13 protein-coding genes and 2 riboswitches are annotated in these 18,388 nt (G+C 51.8%); of the genes, 5 read left to right on the top strand and 8 right to left on the bottom strand.

The genetic code is table 11. The annotated features are described in order from the left end of the window. Positions 1–244: 244 nt before the first annotated feature. From DEP07_RS01580 to DEP07_RS01570, 3 genes are read right to left on the bottom strand one after another with little or no spacing between them, the layout of a single operon-like run. Entirely contained in the window at positions 245–1,684 is a 1,440-nt protein-coding gene (locus tag DEP07_RS01580; protein WP_122963001.1) for an NAD-dependent succinate-semialdehyde dehydrogenase, read from the bottom strand. After that, a complete protein-coding gene (locus tag DEP07_RS01575) occupies positions 1,681–3,063 on the bottom strand; it encodes a hypothetical protein (protein WP_122963000.1) in 1,383 nt (460 codons plus the stop codon). Before DEP07_RS01575 ends, DEP07_RS01580 begins: the two co-directional genes overlap by 4 nt. 14 nt (positions 3,064–3,077) lie before the next feature. Further along, positions 3,078–4,223: an iron-containing alcohol dehydrogenase gene (locus DEP07_RS01570; RefSeq protein ID WP_122962999.1), complete on the bottom strand. Its 1,146-nt coding sequence runs from the start codon at positions 4,221–4,223 to the stop codon at positions 3,078–3,080. A 405-nt stretch (positions 4,224–4,628) separates the two neighbouring features. After that, positions 4,629–4,728, top strand: a riboswitch (glycine riboswitch). 3 nt (positions 4,729–4,731) lie between these two features. Further along, a riboswitch (glycine riboswitch) is annotated at positions 4,732–4,790 on the top strand. Positions 4,791–5,128: 338 nt separating this feature from the next. On the opposite strand from DEP07_RS01570, the gene DEP07_RS01565 reads away from it, so the two are divergent. After that, the gene (locus DEP07_RS01565; protein WP_122962998.1) at positions 5,129–6,502 is read left to right on the top strand and encodes an amino acid permease; all 1,374 of its coding nucleotides are present in this window, start codon (positions 5,129–5,131) and stop codon (positions 6,500–6,502) included. Positions 6,503–6,603: 101 nt separating this feature from the next. On the opposite strand, the gene DEP07_RS01560 is transcribed toward DEP07_RS01565, so the two are convergent. Both DEP07_RS01560 and DEP07_RS01555 read right to left on the bottom strand, forming a co-directional pair. Further along, positions 6,604–8,205 (bottom strand): sigma-54 interaction domain-containing protein, encoded by a 1,602-nt coding sequence (locus DEP07_RS01560; RefSeq protein ID WP_122962997.1) that lies wholly within the window; start codon positions 8,203–8,205, stop codon positions 6,604–6,606. 20 nt (positions 8,206–8,225) lie between these two features. Continuing rightward, on the bottom strand, positions 8,226–8,564 hold the full coding sequence (locus tag DEP07_RS01555) for a hypothetical protein (protein ID WP_122962996.1): 339 nt from the start codon (positions 8,562–8,564) through the stop codon (positions 8,226–8,228). Between the two features lie 124 nt (positions 8,565–8,688). Here DEP07_RS01555 and DEP07_RS01550 point away from each other — a divergent pair, with 124 nt between their 5' ends. The 3 genes from DEP07_RS01550 (at position 8,689) to DEP07_RS01540 (ending at position 13,483) form a co-directional block, all read left to right on the top strand. Further along, positions 8,689–11,631 (top strand): response regulator, encoded by a 2,943-nt coding sequence (locus DEP07_RS01550; protein WP_287102008.1) that lies wholly within the window; start codon positions 8,689–8,691, stop codon positions 11,629–11,631. A gap of 146 nt (positions 11,632–11,777) precedes the next feature. Next, positions 11,778–12,494 carry a response regulator transcription factor gene (locus DEP07_RS01545; protein ID WP_122962994.1) on the top strand — a complete coding sequence of 239 codons (717 nt, stop codon included), beginning with the start codon at positions 11,778–11,780 and terminating at the stop codon, positions 12,492–12,494. 149 nt (positions 12,495–12,643) lie between these two features. Continuing rightward, positions 12,644–13,483: a putative bifunctional diguanylate cyclase/phosphodiesterase gene (locus tag DEP07_RS01540; protein ID WP_122962993.1), complete on the top strand. Its 840-nt coding sequence runs from the start codon at positions 12,644–12,646 to the stop codon at positions 13,481–13,483. 39 nt (positions 13,484–13,522) lie between these two features. On the opposite strand, the gene DEP07_RS01535 is transcribed toward DEP07_RS01540, so the two are convergent. Next, positions 13,523–14,227 carry a MerR family DNA-binding transcriptional regulator gene (locus DEP07_RS01535; RefSeq protein ID WP_122962992.1) on the bottom strand — a complete coding sequence of 235 codons (705 nt, stop codon included), beginning with the start codon at positions 14,225–14,227 and terminating at the stop codon, positions 13,523–13,525. Positions 14,228–14,366: 139 nt separating this feature from the next. Here DEP07_RS01535 and DEP07_RS01530 point away from each other — a divergent pair, with 139 nt between their 5' ends. Beyond that, entirely contained in the window at positions 14,367–15,131 is a 765-nt protein-coding gene (locus DEP07_RS01530) for a DUF5701 family protein (protein WP_280648139.1), read from the top strand. A 317-nt stretch (positions 15,132–15,448) separates the two neighbouring features. Here the strand turns inward: DEP07_RS01530 and htpG are convergent, their stop codons facing one another. Together htpG and DEP07_RS01520 are read right to left on the bottom strand one after the other, a co-directional pair. Beyond that, the gene (gene htpG, locus DEP07_RS01525; RefSeq protein WP_063228559.1) at positions 15,449–17,329 is read right to left on the bottom strand and encodes a molecular chaperone HtpG; all 1,881 of its coding nucleotides are present in this window, start codon (positions 17,327–17,329) and stop codon (positions 15,449–15,451) included. A 211-nt stretch (positions 17,330–17,540) separates the two neighbouring features. Next, complete coding sequence (locus tag DEP07_RS01520) at positions 17,541–18,299, bottom strand: MerR family transcriptional regulator (protein ID WP_173596126.1); 759 nt, start codon at positions 18,297–18,299, stop codon at positions 17,541–17,543. Between the last annotated feature and the right edge of the window lie 89 nt (positions 18,300–18,388).

Below are 18,388 nucleotides of genomic sequence, written 5' to 3'. Positions count from 1 at the left end.
ATCATCCGCTCTGGTTGTCCCGACTCACTTATATATGCTTATACACAAAATTGTAGTTATTAACCAATAATATTCGCCATGGCAAAATAATATGCTTGTGTATAAAAATGTTTCCCTGATGCAAAATTTACTGGAAATCGTTCTCACTGTCAACCCTTAATTTCATTTTCTAGGGAATAAAGAAAAAGCACAGCCCGCATATCACGCGCTGTGCTCTTTGTTTATTCACTTTGCCATCTGTTGGTTACACCAGTTGCAGCGAAATGTATTTGACCTCCAAATATTCTTCGATTCCTTGGTGACTGCCTTCCCGGCCGAGACCGCTTTCCTTCATGCCGCCAAACGGTGCTTGCGCGACAGATGGCCCCCCGTCGTTTACCCCGACAATGCCGTATTCCAGATTTTCCGAGAACATGAATGCCCGCGTCAACGACTGGGTGAAAACGTAAGCCGCCAGTCCGTACGGTGTCGCATTCGCGCGTCTGATGACGTCCGCGTCGTCGGAGTACGTGCTGACAGGAGCAATCGGCCCGAACGTCTCCTCTTGCATGCAGAGCATTTCGTCTGTGACCTCCGAGAGCACCACAGGCTTCAAGAAATAGCCGACCGCACCTTCCAGCTCCGGATTGCCATGCAGCACAGCCCCTTTGGAGATAGCGTCGTCTACCTGCTGCCGGACTTTTTTGACCGCTCTGTCATCAATCAGCGGGCCGATCTCGACATGGTCCTCTGTGCCGACACCTACGCGCAGCGCAGCGACCGCTTCTGTCAGCCTTTGCAAAAATGGTTCTTTCACAGCCTCGTGCACGTAAATCCGGTTGGCGCAAATGCACGTTTGCCCGGCGTTTCGGAATTTGGACTGGATCAAGCCTTTGACAGCCGCTTCGAGATTCGCATCTTCTGCCACGATAAACGGCGCCAAACCGCCCAGCTCCAGAGACAGCTTTTTCACGGTGTCCGCCGCTTTTTTCATCAAGAGCTTGCCCACAGGCGTCGATCCGGTAAACGTCAGCTTTTTCACGCGAGAATCTTCCATCCAGACGTCGACCACTTCTCCCGCCCGCGAAGTAGTGACGATGTTGATCACACCTGCGGGGATGCCAGCCTCCTCGGCGCATTCCGCCAGCAACAGCGCCGTCAACGGCGTCTGTTCCGCTGGCTTGGCTACGGCCGTGCAGCCTGCGGCAAGCGCCGGAGCGAGCTTGCGCGCGATCATTGCCGCCGGAAAGTTCCACGGAGTAACCGCAGCCACGACACCGACAGGCTGCTTCTGGACGATGATCCGTTTGGAGACGGCAGACGACGGGATCGTCTCCCCGTAAATCCGCTTCGCTTCTTCCGCGTACCATTTGATGTAGCTGTTGGCATACTGCACCTCGCCCCGCGCTTCTGCAAGCGGCTTGCCCTGCTCCATCGTCATCACGTAGGCGATTTCATCGAGTCTGGCTTCAATGGCCTGATGCCAGCGCTCCAGAAGAGTGGCCCGCTCGTAAGCCGTCGTTTTCGACCAGCTTGCAAAAGCGGCTTGCGCGGCATCGACTGCCTGCTTCGCTTCTTCCGCACCTGCGTCCGGCACACTGCCAATCGTCGCGAGCGTCGCCGGATTTTGCACGATCATGCGCTTGTCAAGTGTCAGCCATGTTCCATTCACGTAAATCCCTTTGTTCCACTCTTGTTGCTTCACGCCGCTTTTTCCTCCTGTTCATTGGCTGTAAACAATTTCTCTTTTTCTCCGCGCAACCAATCTTTTCCATATAATAAAACGCACAGCAAAATTCCCGCGCCAAAAGCCATCGCTGCGCCTTTGATCACCAGAATGGCTCCGACGACTCCGGCGATCCCCAAATCGCGCTGGCTGCGCGCCTGCATCACGCCAATTCGCACGCTGACGTAGCCTTGCACGAGCAAGGTCAATGCCACTGCAACACCGAGAATCGGCTGAACGAGGCTGACGATCGGCAACAGCAGCAGACCTGTATTCGTTCCCCAGCGGAAAGAGCCTGCGCCCCCGAAAAAGGAGTTCATCGCCTGCTTGCCTTTTTTGAACCGCTCCACGACCACGACCTGCATCGCTGCCCACATCGGGCCGCACATCGTAATATCTGGTCCGATCAGGCTCATCAGCATGTTGCGTCCGCCAAAAATCATGTGCGCCCGGTCAGGATTGTAGTCGACTTTTTCATCGAGACGCACCTGGTCAGATTCGGATAACAGCGCTTTCGTTTTCAGCACATCGCCAAAGACGACAAGGTAAGTCGCGAACACCGCAGGAAGCGCCGTGATGAAAAAGGACAGCGCCGGCAGCCCCAAGCCGAAAACCGTATACTGCGACCAGAGCGTGGCGAAGTCCGGTTGGCTGAATCCCCACTGAATGTCCGGCCACTTCGCTTCCCCGAAGATCGGCGCTACGAATACCGCCAACAAAATCGCAGGCAAAATCCCCAAATTGCCGAGCAGCGCCCACAGCTTGCCTTTTTGCTTCAATCCTTCAAAATGCTTGGAAAATACGAGATAAAAGCAGAAACCGATACAAATCGCAATCGTGTACGGGAACAGGTCGAACTTCCCGCCTTTTTCAAAAATCGAGGTGATCGCGCCAATCCCCGCGCCGAGGATAATGCCTGATTTGATCGCGTTCGGCACGAAGTTGACTACCCGTTTGGCAAGCCCGGTGACGCCCAAAATAATCGATAGCAGCCCGAGCGTCAACTGGAAGGCAATCAGGGCGTACACCCGATCCGGCCCTTCGGGAAATTGCCCGACAAACAGCACGATCAACGGAATCGCAGGGGTAATCCAGCCCGGAATGACCGGATCGCCCAGCAAGTGGTGCAGCAAATACAAGAAGCCATTTAAAATGACGACAGCCAAGCCGACCTCAAACGGCATGCCAAGGTGATCGGCAAGCAACGTGATGGCGCCGAGATCGACGGCGCACATCAGCAATCCTTGCAAGTAATCAGGCCATTCAAAACGATAATGCACGAACGGCAGGCGAATTTTGAACGGGCCAGCCGGAATATACGGAGTCTCTGCACCATCTTTGCGTTGCTTCCACTTCATGTGATATCCCCCTCTTAGTAAGCTGCGCGATATATATCTTCTATGTCTTTTTTCCGCAAGGTGCGGGGATTGTTTTTCAAAAGCCGGGTCTGCTTCATCGCTTCTTCCGCCATCTCGGCAAGCGCTGTCTCAGGGATGTTGAACTCGCGCAACGACTGGGGAATTTCCACGTAACGGCACAGACGCGTCATCGCTTCGATCGCTTTTTCCGCCGCTTCATCCAGGCTCAGGCCAGTTGTATTTTCTCCGAGCGCCTGGGCGATGTCTCCCAACTTTTCCAGGCAGGCGATCTTGTTCGTGCGCATCACGTAAGGCAAAAGCAGCGAGTTGCTGACGCCGTGCGCCATGTGGAAGCGTCCGCCGAGCGGGTAAGCCAGGGCATGTACAGCTCCTACCCCTGCATTTCCGAAGGCAAGACCCGCCATCAACGCGGCTGTAATCATGGCTTCGCGCGATTCGATGTTGTCCGGGGCCGCGTACGCTTTTGGCAGGTGAACGGCGATCAGCTTCATCGCGCCAATCGCCAGCGCGTCCGTGACTGGGGAGGCAAACTTGGAAATATAAGCTTCCACTGCATGCACCAACGCATCCACGCCGCTCGCAGCGGTAACACTCGGCGGGCACGTCAGCGTCATCATCGGCGAGACGATAGCCACATCCGGCAGCAAGTAAGGGCTTACAATTCCTTTTTTTACTTGCTCCTTCGTATCAGACAAAATCGAGATATTGGTCACTTCCGAGCCTGTTCCCGCTGTGGTCGGAATCGCGATCAGCGGCAAGCCCGGCTGCTTGACCAGATTCGTGCCAAAATACTGTTCGATGCTGCCCTCATTAGTCGCCATGACCGCAGCCGCTTTCGCAATGTCGATCGCGCTTCCTCCGCCGACCGCAATCAGCCCGTCGTAGCTTCCTGCGCGAATCATGCTGACACACAGGTCGACGATTTCGATTTCCGGCTCCGGATTGACGTCCGGGAAGATGCCTGCCTTCATCGGCAAAAGCTCCTCGACTTGCGCTACCACCCCGGCCTGAATCAAAATATGGTCGGTGACGATCAGCGGACGCTGCACCCCCAGCCGGGCGACTTCCTCTGCAAGCAATGCCAGCGAATCGCGGCCTGTGACCAGCTTGTTCGCAGCAGCAAATGTAGAAATGTTCATGTTGTCACTCTCTCCCTTCTCTGTGCTGCCACTTAAAAGCAACTCCCGTGCCAAAGCCTTAAAATTCGCTGCACTCAACCTCGTTTGCTTCCGGCGAAATGGTAGATTTCCGCTCGCGAAACCACCTTTTCTCACATGTTCGTCACATTTTTCACTCTCGCTTTGCCCGGAACAAAAAGCAACCGTTTTCATCCGATCACCGATCATGTTTCAAATCAAAATACATCATATTGATTTGTTTTCGAATCAAATTGTTGTTGATTCTTGCCATCTCCCTTGTTTGTTGGACTTCAATCGGTCAAAAATGTTTTATGCTTAAAATAGTCTGTCAATTGGCAATTTTCGTTTGACAAGCTATTTGGAATAATTTACTATCAAAAGAACGCATGCGAATATCTATCGCGGATGAATATTGTGGGAGAGACTAAACTTACCGTTTAGCACCGAAGGAGCAAATCCTGACCCCCAGGACAAATCTCTCAGGTAAAAGGACCGCAATGGGACGCATCTCTGGAGAGAGCCATTGGCCACCAAAGGAGTTAAACACTCTCAGGTAAAAGGACAGAGGAAAATAGGAACCAGCCTATTTTTCCCGTTCCTTTTTTTATTGGCGAAAAATAGGATTGCTGCTAGAAATCGCTGCGCTTTCAGGGGAACAGCCACATCCCCACTCGGGCAAACAAGGAGGGAGCAACCGGAAGCAAACAGCAAAAAATAAGGACTCACTGAAAAATGTAAGCGTTTTTTCCGTTGGAAGTAACTTAATGATGTATTTATTCTGTACAGCTATGTTACTATGAGAATTATAAAGAACCATAAACTTTTGTGAAGAAAAAGTCGTCGAGCAAGTAGTTGTCTTTCCAAGTAACTGTGCAGAATCAGACAGAGAGAAAGAGGGGGATCACATGGAACAACAAAAATTGGCGAGAGGTCTGAAAAACAGACACGTTCAACTCATCGCAATCGGTGGAGCCATTGGTACCGGACTATTTCTGGGTGCGGGAAAATCCATTCACCTCGCCGGGCCATCCATTTTGTTTGCGTACCTGATTACTGGGATTATTTGCTTTTTGATCATGCGCTCGCTCGGTGAACTTCTCCTGAGCAACCTGAACTATCATTCCTTCGTCGACTTCGTAAAAGACTACCTCGGAAACATGGCTGCGTTCGTCACAGGCTGGACGTATTGGTTTTGCTGGATTTCGATTGCCATGGCCGATTTGACGGCTGTCGGCTTGTACACACAGTATTGGTTTCCGGGAGTGCCGCAATGGATGCCGGGGTTGATTGCCCTCGTAATTTTACTTTTCATGAACTTGGCAACCGTGAAGCTGTTCGGAGAAATGGAGTTTTGGTTCGCGCTGGTAAAAGTCATCGCGATTCTCGCCTTGATCGTCGTCGGTATCGTCATGATCGTCAAAGGCTTCTCTACCAACTCCGGCGCTTCCAGCTTCACGAACTTGTGGAGCCATGGCGGGATGTTCCCGAACGGAATCAACGGCTTCTTACTTTCGTTCCAGATGGTCGTCTTCGCGTTCGTCGGCATTGAGCTGGTCGGGCTGACTGCCGGAGAGACAGAAAATCCTGAGCGCGTCATTCCAAAAGCGATCAACAACATTCCGATCCGCGTCTTGCTGTTCTACGTCGGTGCGCTGATCGTGATTATGAGCATCTACCCATGGAGTGCGATCGTTCCGACAGAAAGCCCGTTCGTGCAAGTGTTTGCCGCAATCGGAATTGCTGCCGCTGCGGGAATCGTCAACTTTGTCGTACTGACCTCCGCCGCTTCGGCATGTAACAGCGCCGTCTTCAGTACAAGCCGAATGGTCTACTCTTTGGGCAGAGAACAAAACGCGCCTGCGGCCATGACCAAGCTCACGACTCGCCAAGTTCCTGCCAATGCCCTGTTCTTCTCTACCGTCGTCATTCTCATCGCCGTTGTATTGAACTACATCATGCCAGAAGGCGTCTTCACGCTGATCACGAGTGTCTCGACGGTTTGCTTCCTGTTCATCTGGGGCATTACGGTCATTTGCCACCTGAAATACCGCAAGACAAGACCAGAGCTGGCAGCGCAAAACAAATTCAAAATGCCGCTCTATCCGTTTGCCAATTACTTGATTCTCGCTTTTCTCGCGTTCATTCTCGTCGTGCTCGCACTTGCTGAAGACACGCGCGTTGCCTTGTTCATCACACCTGTCTGGTTCATCATGCTCGTGGTGATTTACAAGCTGCGCAAAGCGAAAGTCGATCAGGTCAAAATTGCCGAAAACTCGTAAGCGGTAAGCGACACAACCAAAAACCACATTCATGAACGAATGTGGCTGCATGAGTAAAACAAACATCCCGCGATGGCGTCAGGCGCTCGCGGGATGTTTTCCTATTCGTTCAACTCCGGTTCGCTGCCGATGTGCAGCTGCCACTTTTTCATCTTCTGGACGAGCGCACTTTGGCTGATCCCAAGCGCTTCTGCTGCCAGTCTGGTCGTCCGGTGCGTCTGGATCGCTTGGCTGATCATGCTGCGCTCCAGTCGTGCCACCGCATCGCGCAACGACGTCGGCTCCGCTTGCGGAAACACCTGTTGCAAAAAGCCGGGCAAATCTCCCACGTCAATCGTGTTGTGAAAAGTCGTGACAACCAGCCGCTCGACCAGGTTCGCCAGCTCCCGGATGTTCCCCGGCCAACTGTAGTTGGTCAGCCACTCGTAACACTCCAGCGTCATCGTTTTTTGCTCGTTGTACTTTTCGTTGAATTTTTCCAGATAGGACTCAAGCAGCGGGACAATCTCTTCCCGGCGCTGCCGCAGCGGTGGAACCTCGAAAGTGACGATGTTCAGCCGATAGTACAAATCCTCGCGGAACAACCCTTCCCGCACCAGCGTAGCCAAATCCCGATGAGTCGCCGTGATGATCCGCACATCTACATGTCGCACTTGCGTGGAGCCGACGCGCATGAATTTGCTTTCCTCCACGACCTTCAACAGCTTGACTTGCAGCTCCAGCGGCAAATCGCCAATCTCGTCGAGAAAAAGCGTACCGCGATGGGCGCTTTCCAAAATGCCGACCTTGCCTTGCTTGAGCGCTCCCGTAAACGCACCCGGCTCGTAGCCAAACAGCTCAGCCTCCACCAGATGGCCCGGGATTGCCGCGCAGTTCAACTCCATAAAAATTTCGTTGGCTCGACTGCTCCTGGCGTGGATGTATTTCGCAATCATGCTTTTCCCTACACCCGTCTCGCCCTGCAACAAAATTTTTGCATCTGTCTTGGCGACTTTGTCAGCCAGGCGGAAAAGCGAGCGCGTCGCTGGCCCGAGCACAACATCTTCCAGCCCCATCTGATCGGCAGGGGGCACATCGCTTTGCAGCAGCTTTTGACTATCCAGCTCGTGCTTCAAGCGAATCAGCTCGGTGATGTCCCGGACACTGCTGATGATGTATAAAATCTCGCCTGCGGACGACAGCACAGGCGTCGCGGAAACGATGATTTTGCGGCTGTTGCGTATCGTCTGGATCAGCGTCACGGGCCTTCGCGTGCGGATCGTCTCCAGCGAAGCGGACACGGAGATCATGCCTTGCTTGATCAAATCGCCCATATGCTTGCCGATGACCTCTTCTTCGCGAATCCCGGTAATGCGCTGGTACGCCTGGTTGATGAACAAAGTAATGCCTGCTCCGTCTGTAATGTACACGCCGTCATACAGCGCATTAAACACGATTTGGCAAATCGGACTCTCGAAAAAAGCGTGAAGCTGCGCCTGCGAGCTTGCCTGCCGCTTTCGATCCGGCAAGCTCACTTCCGGCACCACGTACTCGACAATCGGCCGCGTCAATTCCCCGCGATGAATCGCATGGGCGATCGCTTCTACCGTCAAATAGCCGATAAATTCGTCTTCTTCACTGTATACTTCCTGCACTTCGTTCCGGTCTGGCGTAAAATGGGCGACGGCTTCCTCGACCGTCATCGTTGGACGCAATGGATGCATGTGCGATTCTCTCCCGGATGTCATGACCTGATCTCGCTCTCTTCAAATGGTTCCAATATTCCTTCGATCTTTATTCCTTGCTTGCGTTTGAGAAAAGCCATAAAAGGAAAATAAGAAATAAGACTGATAACCGCGGCGCCAAAAGTATAGACGATGACAGTGCCTGCCGCATTCGCCAGGCCGGCAAGCAAGCTGTCCCACATGCCGCTTGCTCCTGAATGTCCCTCTGTGGCACGCATCAAAAACAGAAAAAGCAGTTGAACAAGTCCGATCAAGAGACCCAGTGAAAAACCGGCTCCCACACATAGTTTGAGGTAGGAAGATATTTTCAAGTATTTCACTTTCCATACGGTGTACATGACTGTCACCCCTTCCTCTCTATTTTACTAGATGAATCGGGAGCAAGCCGCGCTTTTTCCGGAAGATTTTGAGATTTGTGTTGTAAAATGAAAACAACCTACATCACAGATTGCGAGGTCGTTCATGAAAACTTTTCACGTCAGCCATGCCCGAAAACTGACCATTCTCATCCTCCTGATCATCGTGGTCGCCTTCTCCCTGTCCGGCTACATCATGCGCTCCCAAACCAACCGGATCATGAAAGTCGAGATTGAGAACAAGCTGACCCTGCAAAGCCAGGCTCTGGCCGAACGGATGGACGCTTTCTTTGCGCAAAAAGCGTTGCTGATCAGGCAAATGAGCACCAACCAGGCAATCTTGCGCTACCTGCAAACCGTGCAGACGCGAGAGCATGCCTTCACCAGCCCGCATTACTTGGACGTAGCGACCGCATTGGACGGCATCCAGCGGCTGGACCACAACCTGGGCCTTGTATGGGTTTCCAGCAATGCGGGCAACTTCACGATCGGCAACACCGACACGCTCTCAGGAAAAGACTGGTCGCTCACCAAACGCCCCTGGTATCCAGACGCCGTCCGTTCCAATGACGTCGTTTTTTCCGAGCCGTACGCCGATTATCTCACGAAAAAAATGGTGACCAGCGGCACCATGAAGATTGAGGAAAACGAAAGGCTGCTGGGCTTCGTCGCCATCGATATTTTGCTCGACGACATTCCGCAAATGCTCGGCACGTACCCGATCGGGGAATCGGGCTACGCCATCCTGGTTTCCAAAGACGGAACGATCATGTACCATCCGAATCCGGAGCTTGTCAGCCGGCACAAGCTGACGGAACAACCAGGCGATCTGGCCAAAATCGGACAAAGCATGGTCGCTGGACAAAAAGGGTTGCAACTCGTCTCCATCGACGGCAACAACTATTACATCGGCTACTCCCCTGTCTCTTCCACGGGCTGGTCTGTCGCAGCCGTACTGCCTGCCAGCGAAGCGCTAGGACAATTGAACTCTGTACAAGACTTGTCCAGCCTGATTACCAAAGTTTCCATTTTCGTTCTGGTCAGTCTGCTCTCGCTTTTGCTGCACTTCATGTTAAAGGAACAGCGGCGGATTCAGGCCGAACTGCGGGCAGCCAAAGAAGAAGCGGAGGAAGCGAGCAAGGCGAAAACCGACTTTTTGGCGCGGATGAGTCACGAAATCCGCACCCCGCTCAACGGGATCATCGGACTGTCCCAACTGATGCAGAAAACGGTGATGACGGTGATGCAAAAAGATTACTTGGACAAGGTGCTGTCTTCCTCCCAAGTATTGCTCCGCCTCATTAACGAGATTCTCGACTTTTCCAAGATCGAGGCTGGCAAGCTGGAGCTGGAAAAGGCAAGCTTTGACCTCGACGATTTTGTCCGGCGGCTCTCGCACATGCTGAGCATTTACCTCGGGACGAAGCAAATCGAAATCATTCTCGATCTGCCGCCGAAAATGTTGCCCAAACTGATCGGGGACCAGCATCGGCTCGAGCAAGTGTTGCTCAATCTGTGCCACAACGCCATCAAGTTTACCGAGCAAGGATACGTCTCTGTGCGAATCACGCTGGAAAAAGAAGAAGGACGACTGCTGTACTTGCATTTTGCCGTAGAGGATACAGGCATCGGCATGTCGGAAGATCAGCTCGGCAAGCTGTTTGAACCGTTCACACAGGCAGATGGCACGACGAGCAGAAAATACGGCGGCACCGGACTTGGTCTGGTCATCTCGCGCAGCCTTGTCGAGATGATGGGCGCCACTCTCGAAGTGACTAGCGCAATCGGCAAAGGAAGCTGCTTCTCCTTCACCCTCCCGTTTGAACACGCGCCCTGGCGGGAAAGCGAAAGCCCTGGCTCCATGCTGCCACCAGGCTACGAAGGCCAGCGTGTCCTGATTGTGGAAAATCACGACAAAATGCGAAGCAGCATGGCTGACATGTTGTTTGGCTTAAACTTTTCGCCTATTTGCGTCGCCACCTGGCGAGAGGCTTTCGAGCTGTTGGAACACGCTGAAGCGCACAACCCGTTTCGCTTTGTGTTCGTCGACATGGAAGCGGAAGACATGTACGGCGTAGAATCGTTGCAGCGGCTGCACGCGCTCGCCGAGCTATGCGACGCAGCGACGATTGCCATGACGACAGAGTACGGCCGCGACGAGCTGGCCTCCCTGGAGGAATCCGCCCAGCCTGACGCTGTTCTGATCAAGCCGATTAACCGGATGGATGTAGCGCGCGCGATACTGGGGGCACAGGAGCACAAGGAAACACATGTGACCGAGACTTTGCAGAAGCCGCAGTCCGCTCCTTACGAAAACGTCCTCTTCCCCGGATATCGCGGCAAAATTTTGCTGGCAGAGGACAACGAGATCAATCAGCTGGTAGCGGTAGAGTTCCTCCGGCGCGAAGGTTACGCTGTGACCGTTGCCAAAAACGGGCAAGAAGTGCTGGAGCTTTTGGAGACGAGAAAATGGGACCTGATTCTCATGGATGTCCACATGCCGGAGATGGACGGTTGTGAAGCGACGATCCGCATCCGCCAGCACAAACAGTACGCCAGCCTGCCCATTATTGCGATGACGGCGAGCGTCATTAAAGCCGAACACGACAATTGCTACCGTTCGGGGATGAACGGCGTCATTACCAAGCCGATTCATTTGGGCGAGATGAAGGAAACATTGAAGCGAGCAATTCCCGTACCTTGTCTGGATGTCTCGCTCGCACTGGAGCGACTGGATGGAAAAATCCCGATATACACGCAAATTCTCCGTTCATTCTCTAAAGAATATTCGGATTTTACAACAAACCTCCAAACGGCGTTTCTCGCAGGAAACTTCCAGGAAGCAAGAAGAATGATTCACACTCTCAGTGGTGTTGCGGGAAATTTGTCTGCACAAAGATTGCTTCTTTTATCAAGAAAAATGGAGGCGCAGCTTTCTGCTTCTGTAAATCCGAACGATTATCAAGAATTTATGAGCGAGCTGGAATGGCAGTTGAACGAAGTGTTAGCGTTAGCAAACGAATGGCAAGAAACTCTGGCAATCTCCTAACATTTTTTTAGCATTTTTCATGAAATTAGGTCCATTCTCCTCGCTTTTTTGCTAAAATATGAGAAAAGTATTAGGAAAAAACGAAAAATTGCTAGCTCTTTCCCATTTTTACGAATAACTTTCTCCCAGAAAGAGTGAGGAATCTGATGTACAACCTATTGATTATCGAAGACGATCAGATTATGGGCGAAATGCTGGCCATGTATTTAACCGAAGAAGGCTATTCTGTAAAAATAGCGGATCATGGACAGAAAGGCTTGGACATGGCGCAATCATTTGCTCCGGATGTCATCCTCGTGGACATGATTCTGCCGGATATGAGCGGTACCAGGATATGCAGCGAGCTGCGCACCTTTTCCGTTGCTCCCATCCTGATTGTCTCGATGAAGACAGACGTATCCGATCGCGTAGAGGCTTTGCAAGCTGGAGCGGACGATTATATTTGCAAGCCTTTTTCCTTGCGAGAGATTTCCGCAAAAATCGGAGCCATGATCAGACGAACCCACCAATACCAACAGCCTGCTGCCCCAGAAAGCGGGGAACAGGCTGACACAGCAGTCGCGAGTTCCGAGAATACTTTCCTGCTCGATTTGGAGCGCAGGGCGATCTTTGTCAATCAGTTTCACGTCGAAACGACTTTTTCCGAATTTGAGATTATGCGTCTGTTCATTACAAATGAGGGAAAAGTATTCAGTCGGGAGGAATTGCTCTACGAACTGCGCGGTTTCGATTCTTTTGTGACAGATCGGGCCATCGATGTTCACATCGCCAACCTGCGCAAAAAAATCGAAGACAATCCGAAGGAACCGAAATACATCCGCACCGTTTGGGGTGTAGGATACAAGTTCGTTTCTAAAAACTAGCAGACAAATGGCATCGTCTCCTGCGAGATGGTGCTATTTTTTTGAGATTATTTCACACTATCCTAATACATAGACAGAAACTTATCTAATACATCCCGTGCATAATCAATCCCAGAAGAAATGGACGCAAAATGGAGGGTAAATAAAACATGGAGTTTACATCGTTACTGACGAGCGAGGATCTGGAGCACAAGCTGAGACTGGCCAATGATTTGCAAGAAGCAGTACGGCTTGAACAGCTGACTTTGCATTACCAACCGCAGTTCGAAACCGTCTCTGGCAACGTACGCGGTTTTGAAGCTTTGCTCAGATGGCACCATCCGCTCTTCGGACCGATCTCCCCTACGGAATTTATCCCGCTCGCCGAAGAGATCGGACTGATTTATTCCATCGGTGACTGGGTCATCCAGACCGCTTGCCAAAAAAACAAGCAAATTCAAGAAAAGTACATGCCCACTTCCGTCATGTCAGTCAACATCTCGGGCCTGCAATTGCAAGACTCTCTCTTCTTCGATCGGGTATGCGGCATTTTGCAGAAAACAGCTCTCTCCCCTCAATCATTGGAGCTGGAATTGACAGAACGGGACAGAATCTCGCTCAAGGACAGACGGATCGATACTTTGAAAAAATTCGCTAACCACGGCATCAAAATCGTATTGGATGATTTCGGGACGGAATACTCCTCGCTTGAATACATCACGACTCTCCCCCTCTCAACTATTAAAGTCGATCGGTCATTTGTCGCTCATATTGCCAATCATTATGAAGGAACGGTACTCGTCGAATGGATCATTTCACTGGCGCGCAAACTGGGGCTCACTGTCGTCGCTGAAGGCATCGAGACGTTTGAACAGCTCCACAGCCTGCAAAAGTGGAAATGTGATTTTGTGCAAGGCTTTCTGATCAGCAAACCGTTGCACGAAAGCGAGTTGCCCCTGTTTTTCCGCAAAGTAGAATGGAAGCAGGAAAACAAGTTTCTGCATACATGATGAAAAAGCTTCGGTTACCGAACCGAAGGCACCCTCCTCTCATTCAACCAGCTTTACCAATCGGCACAGATCATAGAGAGCATGGATTCCGCGCATTTGCCAGCAGTTGACCCGATGCAAATACTGCAAGGAGTCCGTGGCGATTTTTCTCGCCTCTAAAACATCGTCTTCCCTCATGTGAGCAATGGCATTTTTCAGCTCTACAACCGTTGGCGAATACACCTGCGCGCGCAACGCTTGCAAAAGCATAATTTTTCGGATATGCGAGCGATTGAACAACCGATAGCCATTTTGCGGATCGCGCGTGGTTGTAATCAGCCCTGTTTTCTCCCAATGACGAATCGTCGAGCTGGGAAGCCCTGTTTTTCGGGAAGCTTCCTTGATCGTCAGCCACGCTTCGCCAGATTCTGCTTGCGTTTGCTTGCCATCCAGCTCGCAGAACATCCGCATGTTGCTTTCTGCCAGTTGCTTGTCCCGTTGCAAAAGGGCTTGCACCTCATTCACGCGCCATAGCGCCGCATCGAGCTGCCTTGCTTGAACGTTCCGCACAACTTCCGCAGTCACCTCCATCCCGAACCCGGGCGACATAGCCTGTATACAAGTAAAATAGGCAACGTGCTCGGCGGTATACAAACGATAGCCGCCCGCAGACCGTTCCACTGGCGGAACAAGTCCTTGCGCTTCGTAGTTGCGCAAGGCGCTTGTGCTCAGCTTCAATTTTCGCGCAATGTCAATCGGCCGCATTTTTCCGTGGACCCCTCTCTTCATTTGTTCCAGGTTTAAAGCCCGCTTATAACGTTTGAGCAACTCTCCCCTATTTATTCAACAAAACTTCTGACCAAACCTTCGAATTAGCATCCATGTTGTAAGATGAAAAGGAAAAATGTCCTCGTTAGTGATGCGCATATCGAAGGAGGGGTTTCCCATCGTCTTTGACCTGTTGGAAATGGAATTTGAACGCCAAGTTACCAATCTCGTTGCAAAAGGGTATCCTGGCATTGCCCGGATGACAGAGAGCGCATTCCGCAAGCAACTGGAACCGTTGAAGGACAAAGCAGCCTCGCTTCCTCCGTGGACGAATGAGACGGAACTGCCTGAAGGCTATGCTCCTTTTGCCCTCGTCGTAAAAAGCGAGTGGGTCGACAGCAGCCGTGCCATCCAACTCGTGGAGCGCCAGAAAAAGGCAGGCTTTAGCGTCATGGATGAGCAGGATATGTGCCGCTTCAAGCCGATCGATGGAATCGCGTTGCCTGCCGGAGTCGCCTATCTTTTGGCTGACATTGATACCGGACGACAAACGCTCAACGTCACGCCGAACGACGCCCTGCCCCGCCTTTTGGCCCAAGGGCGCTCTCCGCTTACTCTGGAGGAAGGCATTGCCCTCGTTACCCACTTTCCTGAGCTGTTGAAAAAGAACAACGGTTTTTCCCTGCTCGGCTCCCGTTGTGGCGATCGGCGCGTAACGGCCCTGTGGATCAGTCAAGGCAAGCCGAAGCTCGGATGGTGCTGGGCAGGTAACCCGCATACGTGGCTAGGCTCAGCCTCATGTCTGGAGCGCATAGGAACGGACAACATCGCAAACGAAAAAAACTTGAAGGCAGCTTTAAGGTTTGCTCCCACAACAGCTAACGGTTTTACTTTAGCGTAACTCCGTTGATGACGTGCGCTTCCACCTGGGCAATGCTTTTTCGCTACTGTCTCGTGCGGAACTCCCACAAGGCTGCGCAGTTCATCTGCATCGGTCGCAAGCGCCTTTTGCAGCTGCTCAGCCCGCATTTTCCGACCTCCATCACGAACCGGACTGGATCGCTACACGCCAAGAGCGCTTGGGAACGATTCTCCTTTGTTGCTTCCATCTTCTCGGCCACACTCGGCGAATGCAAGAAAACCGCGATGCGCGATGTGCTTTTCGCAAGCGATTATTTCCAGCGAAAAAAGGGGGATGCCTCATGCATCCCCCTTTTGCTATACCATCATTTTGCAAATATCGTTCGTGAACGCGACCGGATCTTCAATCGGCAAGCCTTCGATCAGCAGCGCCTGATGGTAAAGCACCGCTGTGTACAAATTCACTTTTTCCTTGTCTTGACCGAAAGCGGCCTTCAGCGACTGGAACACGTCATGGTTCACGTTGATCTCCAGCACCTTTTGCGCTTTCACGCCTTGGCTGTTCGGCATGGCGTTCAGCACTTTTTCCATCTCGATCGTGACATCGCCTTCTGTCGACAGGCAGACTGGATGGGATTTGAGACGCTTGGATGCTTTTACGCTTGCGACTTTGCCTTCGAGCAGGCTCTTCATGTAAGCGAACAGCTCCTGGTTGTCTTCATTTTCAGCGTCTGCCGCCTTGTCCTGCTCGTCCGGTTCAATTCCCAGATCGGCGCTGGAGACGGAACGGAACTCCTTGTCTTTGTAGGTGCGCAGCATCTTGATCGCGAACTCGTCGATATCCTCTGTGAAGTAAAGGATTTCATAGCCTTTGTCGGATACCAGCTCGGTTTGCGGCAGTTTTTCGATGCGCTCGTTGGATTCCCCTGTCGCATAGTAGATGTACTTCTGGTCTTCCGGCATTCTCTCGACGTACTCGGCCAGCGTCACCAGCTTTTTCTCTTTGGAAGAGTAGAACATGAGCAAGTCCTGAAGCGTGTCCTTGTGTGTGCCAAAATCGCTGTATACGCCGTATTTCAGCTGTCTGCCGAACGCTTCGTAAAACTTTTCGTACTTCTCCCGCTCATTTTTTTGCATGCTTTGCAGTTGGCCCTTGATTTTGCTGGAGATGTTTTTCGCGATCAGCTTCAACTGGCGGTCATGCTGCAGCATTTCCCTGGAAATGTTGAGAGACAGGCTTTCCGAATCGACCATCCCTTTGACGAAGCTGAAGTAATCTGGCAGCAGGTCAGCACATTTGTTCATGATCAGTACACCATTGGCGTACAGCTCCAGACCTTTTTCATACTCTTTGGAGTAGTAGTCGAACGGAATGCTTTCCGGGATGTACAAAATCGCCTGATAGACGACCGCTCCATCCGCGCTGACGTGAACGTGCGCAAGCGGCTTGTCGAAACCGTAATGCTTGCTTACATAAAACTGTTCGTAGTCTTCGTCAGTCAGCTCGTTTTTGTTCTTGCGCCAGATCGGCACCATGCTGTTGACCGTCTGCTCTTCTTGCACTTCCTCAAACTCGCTGTCGCTGCCTTCTTTCGGCTGATGCTTCGTCACGTCCATCTTGATCGGGTAGCGAATGAAGTCCGAGTATTTTTTGATAATCGCCTTCAAGCGATACTCTTCCAGAAACTCATCGTAGCGTTCTTCTTCCGTATTCTCTTTGATTTTGAGAGTGATCGTGGTGCCGACCTCATCTTTTGCATAAGGCTCGATGGTATAGCCATCGGTTCCGCTGGATTGCCACTTGTAGCCTGTGTCTGCTCCCAGCGCTTTGCTCGTGACCGTTACGACGTCAGCGACCATGAAGGCAGAGTAGAAGCCCACCCCGAATTGCCCGATAATATTGTAGCCGTCTTTGGCATCGTTTTCTTTTTTGAAGGCAAGGGAACCGCTTTTGGCGATCACGCCCAGGTTGTTTTCCAGCTCTTCAGCGGTCATGCCGATTCCCGTATCGGTAATCGTCAATTCGCGGGCAGCCTTGTCCACGCTAATTTTAATGAAGTAATTGTCTTTATCGAACACCAGCTGATCATCCGTCAGCGAGCGGTAATAGATTTTGTCAATCGCATCGCTTGCGTTGGAAATCAGCTCACGCAGGAAAATCTCTTTTTGCGTGTAAATGGAGTGGATCATCATTTCCAACAGTCGCGTCGATTCAGCCTGAAACTGCTTTTTTTCCATCGGCCATTCTCCCTTCTATTTTGCCACACACAATTGTTAGCACTCTCACCGCGAGAGTGCTATCCACTATTTTTTATAACAGTCCTAGATTTTTCTGTCAATATACCGCCCCTGTTTTTTGTAAATTATTCCCTGAACGCCGCACACGCTTTTTGCCCAAAAGACCAAAAGAAAAAGGACCATCGTTCTCAATGGTCCCTTCTCTCTTTCCCTACTCTGCTTTTGCATGAGCCGCATACGCTTCGGCTGCGATCGCCAGAAAATAGGCAAGTCCTGTCTGCTGCCCCTCCAGCATCTGCAAATGGAAGTCGTCTTGCAGGAAAAACCGAGTCTGCCCGGCAAACTCGTACGGAGTAAGCGAATGCCCGTGCTCATGCATGAAACGCAGATGTTCCCCGATCAACTGATGCAGCTTCGCATCCGTATGCTTGACTCCATCGCGCAATGCGGCAGCCATCTGCGCCATGAACCGTTCGGCTTCCTGCGCTTGTTCATTCATCTTCGCCACGTCGATGGAAGCTTCCTGTGCCAGATCGTATCCGTACGTTTCCTGCAAATGCTCGCTTTGCTCCTGCAGGGCTGCTCTCCACTCTTCCTCACTGCTAAACCCTTGAAACATCGCTTGGTTATCCATTCCTTTTCCTCCTCGCAGGCACGCCAGCGTTTTTTGCAGCGTGCGTATGACCTCTTCCAACCTGCTTTGTCGGGCCAAGAGCAGCTGTTCCTGTTCTTGCAACACAAGCTCTCGCTCCGGCTCTCCATCAAGCAGCTCGCGAATTTTTTGCAGCGGAAAATCCAGTTCGCGGTAAAACAAAATTTGCTGCAAACGCGCAAGCTCTTTGTCGCCGTACAGCCGATAGCCCGCTTCACTGATCTCGCCCGGAATGAGCAGGCCAATCCGGTGGTAATGGTGCAACGTCTTGATCGTCACGCGGGAAAGCTCCGCTACTTCCTTAACTGTGTACAGCACGCTGTCCGCCCTCCTTTCTCCTCTAGTGTAAAGACTCCCCTAAGCGGAGAGTCCAGCGTTTTTTTCATGAAGGATTGTAATATGAAGTG

Source organism: Brevibacillus sp., assembly GCF_003521185.1.
In the GTDB taxonomy this organism is placed as follows: Bacteria; Bacillota; Bacilli; order Brevibacillales; family Brevibacillaceae; genus Brevibacillus; species Brevibacillus parabrevis.
This window is presented reverse-complemented; position numbering and strand designations above follow the sequence as displayed.